The sequence below is a fragment of the Mesorhizobium sp. M1E.F.Ca.ET.041.01.1.1 genome (assembly GCF_003997355.1).
Classification (GTDB): domain Bacteria; phylum Pseudomonadota; class Alphaproteobacteria; order Rhizobiales; family Rhizobiaceae; genus Mesorhizobium.
The window spans coordinates 1-5081 of record NZ_RZSL01000453.1; the positions used below are offsets into that span (position 1 = coordinate 1).

Here is a 5081-nt window from a genome sequence, read left to right on the forward strand (position 1 = left end):
ACTGGGACATGGCGAAACAGGAGGAGTTTCGCCATGTCCCAGTTGAGCGGTATCGTGAGTTTGTTCCTGATCGCGGCTGCGTTCCTGACGTCGTGCGACAGCCAGAAACCCCAGCAAAGCTCCGTGGAGCTTTTTCACGCGACAGAGTAGCTCGAACAGAGTGGTTGAGACGTTCAAGGCCCCGGTTCGCCGGGGCCTTTTCGATTCCAGCCAGCCGACCTGGTTGGTCAATGCCAGTAAGGCTTTACGTGATAGTATTGGAAGGACGCCTCGCGGGCTGCTTCGCCATCGGCGCCGGTCAGCTCCTTGATCGAGTAGGCCGGCGCCGCCTTGAGCTGGTCCTTGGTGAACGGCACGACATAGCCGCCTCTATCTTCGTCATAGTCGAGCGTCGCCCACGGAACGGCATGATATTTCTCGCCCATGCCGAGAAAGCCGCCGAAGCCAATGACGGCGAACATGATGCCGTTCGACATCTTGTCGAGCATGACATCCTCGATGCTGCCGATGCTGTCGCCGGCGGTGTTGTAGACCGAAGTTCCGATGACGCGTGAGGCGGCAATGGCTTCGGTATGCCCAGACGGGGTGGTCATTGTTGTGCTCCTCTCATTTGAATGTCCGTCTGGACAATGAGGGGAGAGGGCGAAGGTTCCAGACTTTTCCGCCGGCGGCCTGATCCTAATCGGCAAGGATGAAGGTCACCTTCATATTGACGCGATAGGCGGAGATCTTGCCGTTCTCGATCACGATCTTCTGGTCCTGGATCCAGGCGCCTTCCACGTTCTTCAGGGTCTTTGCGGCGCGCGCAATGCCATTCTCGATTGCGTCCTGAAAGCTTTTGTTGGACGACGACGTGATCTCGGTGACCCGGGCGACAGACATGGCTTCCTCCTGCCAACGAACTCAGTTGCGAAGAAGAGCGTACAGCCGGCGGTTGCCAGCGACAAGCCAGACGAGGTTGCAGGCCCGCCAGCATTGTCTCCCCGTCGCATTGCATGGCATTGTCGCATCAGGGGGTGGCGATGAGCGGAAAGCGCAATCGGCGGCAGACCAGTGTGCAAGCGCCGGCGCCGGTGGTCGACGCCAATGCCGCCAATGCGTCCAGCGGATACTTCTTTGCCGGCGGCATGGGCCTGATCGGCATATTGATCGTCTGGTGGTTCGAACTCCCACTCAACTTCGACGTCACGGATCGCGAATTCAATCCGCTGATCTTCATCCCCGTCGTATTCGTCCTCATTGCGCTCTACTCGCTGCTGAAGGCGATCCGCGACACGTTGCGGGTTCGCAAGTTCGGCACGACGACACTTGTCGCCGGACCCGCGACGGCCGGCCGGCGCTTCGAAGGTTCGGTACGATCAAGCCGCGATCTGGCGCCGGACGGCGACTACACGGTGCAGCTGAAATGCATCCGCACCTACCGGGTCGGCGGCCCGATCGTGAACACCAGCGGGACGCAAAAATCGACCTACAAGGACGAGCTCAAATGGCAGGAAACGATCGCCGTGCCATGCGCGTCGATCCGGTCGAGCGCAGGCATTCCCTTCGCTTTCCAGATACCGCCCGAGGCGCTGGCCTCCAAAGGGCCGCCGATATATGAGCGGGTGGATGGCAATGTGCGATGGATCCTGACCGTCAGCGCTCCCATGCGGGGGCTGGACTACTACGCCGTCTTCGCAATCGACATGCGTGGCGCCGGAAGCAGAGAATGACGGGGCGGGACTTAGCGCCCCTTGGCGACGCGGTCGAATGCCATCAGCTTTTCCAGCAAGGCCGGCATGTCCTTGAGAGGCACCATGTTGGGGCCGTCGGAAGAGGTCGAGTTGTCCGGATCATGGTGGGTCTCGATGAAGACCCCGGCGACGCCGACGGCGACGGCTGCGCAGGCCAGTGTTGCCACGAAGCGCCGCTCACCGCCGGAGGAGGCGCCCTGCCCGCCCGGCTGCTGCACGGAATGAGTGGCGTCGAAAATCACCGGCGCGCCGATCTCGGCCATGATCGGCAGCGCGCGCATGTCCGACACCAGCGTGTTGTAGCCGAAGGATGCGCCGCGCTCGGTGACCAGCACGTTCGGGTTGCCGGAACCCGTGATCTTGGCGACGACATTCTTCATGTCCCAGGGCGCGAGGAACTGGCCCTTCTTCACGTTGACGATTTTGCCGGTCCGCGCAGCGGCGACAAGCATGTCGGTCTGGCGCGAAAGGAAGGCCGGTATCTGCAGGACGTCGACATGCGGCGCCACGATCGCGCATTGCTCCTCGGTGTGGACGTCGGTCAGCACCGGCAGTGAAAACGTCTTGCGCAGATCGTCAAAGATGGGCATCGCCGCGTCGAGCCCGGCTCCGCGCGTCGCCGACAGCGAGGTGCGGTTAGCCTTGTCGTAGCTCGTCTTATAGACGAGGCCGATGCCCAGCCGCTCAGTCAGTTCCTTCAGCGCGCCGGCCATGTCGAAGGCGTGCTGGCGCGATTCGAGCTGGCATGGGCCGGCGATGAGCGACAAAGGCGCATTGTTCGCGAAGACGACCTTGCCGACAGTTACCGATGTATTAGGCGCCAGGGGCTCGCTCATGGGATCTCCCGAAAGATGAAGGCCGCGCCCTGACCGGGCGCCGGCGGCACGACAATATCGTTGCCGCTCATGTTGTGTTCGATCGCGTTCGTTGCAAGCAGGCGCGCCACGGCGGCCGTGTCGCGGATCGAGAAAACGATCGCCGCAAAACACATATCCGAAGAGACCCCCGCCGAGAGACCGAAGCGTGAGGCAAATGCGTCGGGCGCCATGATGCTCAGGATGGCGTTGGGCAACTCAACCTTGTCGCCCGCTTCCACCCTCTTGCCGGCAGCGGTGGAGACCAGCCCGGCCTGGCTCGAAGGCCTGTCGCTGACCGCGACGATCTCGACGATGCCGGTCACCCCATTGGCGTGAGCCTGCAGCGCGGTGCGGTCGATGTTCGGCGCGTTGATGCGCTGGCAGGCGAAGAGGAATGCGTCCGTTGCCTCGCTGCCGGTCGCGAATGCCAGTTTGAACGACGCCATATCGCTTTTCCCGGACGCGTCGGTAAAGGCGCGCGAAAAGCTCAGCATATCCCCCGCCGACACTCCCGCCTCGACATAACGCGCATGGTCGGCATCGGCATCGGCCGTCCCGAAGACAATGGCGGAAAAACCTTCGTCGCCGAGCTTGTTGCGGTAAAGGCGGTCGCGCGCGACGAAGACGTTGCCTTCGCCTATCGCCCTCACCGCCGTTTGCTCATCGCTGATGGCCAGCGGCTCCAGATAGGTTCCATCGGCGAGAAAAACACAAGCGTTCTCAGTTCCGAAAGGATGGACGCCGGTTGGCGCAACGACAAAGCCGAGCGACGAGAGGCGCTGCCTCGCGACCCCGAGGCTCCCGGTGGGCAGAACCAAATGGTCGAGCGGGTGGGTCGAAGTTTCGATCATGCCGGCGCGGTTTGCCTCATTCCGGGAACGGGTTCAAGGCCCGGCGTCAGCGAAGCGACTGGCCGCCGGTTCAGGCGGCGGCCACGACGTCCGCCGAATAGCGCAGTTCGCGCAAAGGCTTCACCCTGCTGGTCGTCTCCGCATAGATCGGATGTGCCTTATAGGCGGCGAGGGCTGCCTCGTCCTCGAATTCAGCATAGACGACCACATCGATCGCGTTGGAGAACAGATCGACCTTGGTGTTGAGCGTCACCTCGAAATGTTTCGAGTGCGGAATATGACCCAGTGCCTGCAGGTCGGACCGCACGGTCTCCACATCTTCCTTGCGCCTGACGCTGAAGAAAACGATGTGCCGGATCAATCCAGCCTCCTTGATCGACGGGTGAGCGCGTTTTTGTGGGAGCGAGGCCATCGCGTCAACCGGCAACGATGTCGCGCCCTGCGGTCGAGACGGCAGCGCCGGCCTCAGGCTGCTCCGGTGACGTAGCGCACGATGCGCGACATCTCCCTGACGGTCGCATCGAGGTAGCGGCCCTGATTGTAGAGGCCGTCCCAGATCAGGAAGAAGGTGATGGCGACGATGACGATCACATAACGCATGGCTAAAGCTAACGCATGTCGCCAGCCGGAACCAGAGAGCCTTGGCGGCAATTGTCCGAAGGCACCGCTTTTTGTGCTTCGTGCGCCTTCCCGGCAGTTTTGATGCCTCACCCTCGGCGGGCGATGCCTGCGGAGTCGCGGCCTGAAAAGCCGCGGCGTACTAACACAAAAAATTCCTTATGCGACCTTCCGGCGCGACGGTGGATATGGATTCGGCCCTGCCGCGCTTCAAAGCGCGATGCGGTATTTGGCAAATCCCGCCTCGCCTTCGCCCGCCGGCTCGATCTTCAGCGACTTCACCTGATCGATGAAGTCCTTCGCCCTGGGGCCGGTCTCGAAGACGACGCTGGTTCCAGACAACGGCGCGAACGACCAGTTGCCGTCCTCCGACGGGTTGATCGTGCCCTCGCTGACGATGTAGCGCACGATCACGTCGCGATTGGTGTCCGGCGCCTCGTAAATGATCTTGGAAGCGTTGATGTCGGGGAAATTGCCGCCGCCGCCGGCGCGGTAGTTGTTGGTGGCGACCACGAATTTCGCCGCCGGATCGATCGGTTTGCCGTCGAATTGAAGGTCGACGATGCGGCTTGAGCCGGCGTTGGCCACGCCGCCCTTTGTATCGTATTTCGGCGGCTGCGACAGGTCGATCCTGTAGGTGACGCCGTCGATGACGTCGAAATTGTAGGACGGGAAATCGGTGTTGATCAGCGGCTCGTCCGCCTTGCCGGCCTCGATCCTGTTGAAGATGCCCGCCGACATCTCCAGCCATTCCTTGACTTCAGCGCCGGTGATTTCGACCGCCCGCACCGTGTTGGGATAAAGATAGAGATCGGCGACGTTCTTAATGGCGATATCGCCCACCGGAACGTCGGTGTAGTAGTCTGCGCCATTGCGTCCGCCGGCCTTGAAGGGTGCGGCCGCTGAGAGCAGCGGCACATCCTTCCACTGCGTGCTCTTCAATATGTCCTTCAGGTACCAGCTCTGCGCCTGGTTGACGATCTGCACCGAGGGATCGTCGGCGACCAGCGCGAAATAGGAAT

General features: G+C 61.9%; 8 protein-coding genes. 1 reads left to right on the forward strand and 7 read right to left on the reverse strand.

The window, feature by feature from the left end; genetic code table 11:
- Positions 1-227 precede the first annotated feature (227 nt).
- The gene (locus EOA38_RS27505) at positions 228-593 is read right to left on the reverse strand and encodes a PRC-barrel domain-containing protein (RefSeq protein WP_127300703.1); all 366 of its coding nucleotides are present in this window, start codon (positions 591-593) and stop codon (positions 228-230) included.
- Positions 594-678: 85 nt separating this feature from the next.
- On the reverse strand, positions 679-882 hold the full coding sequence (locus EOA38_RS27510) for a dodecin family protein (protein WP_126094063.1): 204 nt from the start codon (positions 880-882) through the stop codon (positions 679-681).
- A 140-nt stretch (positions 883-1022) separates the two neighbouring features.
- Between EOA38_RS27510 and EOA38_RS27515 the strand changes: the two genes are divergently transcribed.
- On the forward strand, positions 1023-1712 hold the full coding sequence (locus EOA38_RS27515) for a hypothetical protein (protein ID WP_126094064.1): 690 nt from the start codon (positions 1023-1025) through the stop codon (positions 1710-1712).
- An 11-nt stretch (positions 1713-1723) separates the two neighbouring features.
- On the opposite strand, the gene kdsA is transcribed toward EOA38_RS27515, so the two are convergent.
- The 5 genes from kdsA to EOA38_RS27535 form a co-directional block, all read right to left on the reverse strand.
- Positions 1724-2569: a 3-deoxy-8-phosphooctulonate synthase gene (gene kdsA / locus EOA38_RS27520; RefSeq protein WP_126094065.1), complete on the reverse strand. Its 846-nt coding sequence runs from the start codon at positions 2567-2569 to the stop codon at positions 1724-1726.
- Positions 2566-3441 (reverse strand): VOC family protein, encoded by an 876-nt coding sequence (locus EOA38_RS27525; RefSeq protein ID WP_127300704.1) that lies wholly within the window; start codon positions 3439-3441, stop codon positions 2566-2568. Before EOA38_RS27525 ends, kdsA begins: the two co-directional genes overlap by 4 nt.
- Positions 3442-3511: 70 nt before the next feature.
- Positions 3512-3802 carry a Dabb family protein gene (locus EOA38_RS27530; RefSeq protein ID WP_127300705.1) on the reverse strand — a complete coding sequence of 97 codons (291 nt, stop codon included), beginning with the start codon at positions 3800-3802 and terminating at the stop codon, positions 3512-3514.
- A gap of 104 nt (positions 3803-3906) precedes the next feature.
- Positions 3907-4041: a hypothetical protein gene (locus tag EOA38_RS40990; RefSeq protein WP_281059629.1), complete on the reverse strand. Its 135-nt coding sequence runs from the start codon at positions 4039-4041 to the stop codon at positions 3907-3909.
- 228 nt (positions 4042-4269) lie between these two features.
- Positions 4270-5081: 5'-nucleotidase C-terminal domain-containing protein (locus EOA38_RS27535; protein WP_189434938.1), on the reverse strand; the 812-nt coding region annotated here is incomplete at its 5' end.

What these genes read in the sequence shown, in the direction of transcription:
- EOA38_RS27505 (WP_127300703.1), bottom strand. Translation starts at nt 593, where the DNA reads ATGACCACCCCGTCTGGGCATACCGAAGCCATTGCCGCCTCACGCGTC.
- EOA38_RS27510 (WP_126094063.1), bottom strand. Translation starts at nt 882, where the DNA reads ATGTCTGTCGCCCGGGTCACCGAGATCACGTCGTCGTCCAACAAAAGC.
- EOA38_RS27515 (WP_126094064.1), top strand. Translation starts at nt 1,023, where the DNA reads ATGAGCGGAAAGCGCAATCGGCGGCAGACCAGTGTGCAAGCGCCGGCG.
- kdsA (WP_126094065.1), bottom strand. Translation starts at nt 2,569, where the DNA reads ATGAGCGAGCCCCTGGCGCCTAATACATCGGTAACTGTCGGCAAGGTC.
- EOA38_RS27525 (WP_127300704.1), bottom strand. Translation starts at nt 3,441, where the DNA reads ATGATCGAAACTTCGACCCACCCGCTCGACCATTTGGTTCTGCCCACC.
- EOA38_RS40990 (WP_281059629.1), bottom strand. Translation starts at nt 4,041, where the DNA reads ATGCGTTATGTGATCGTCATCGTCGCCATCACCTTCTTCCTGATCTGG.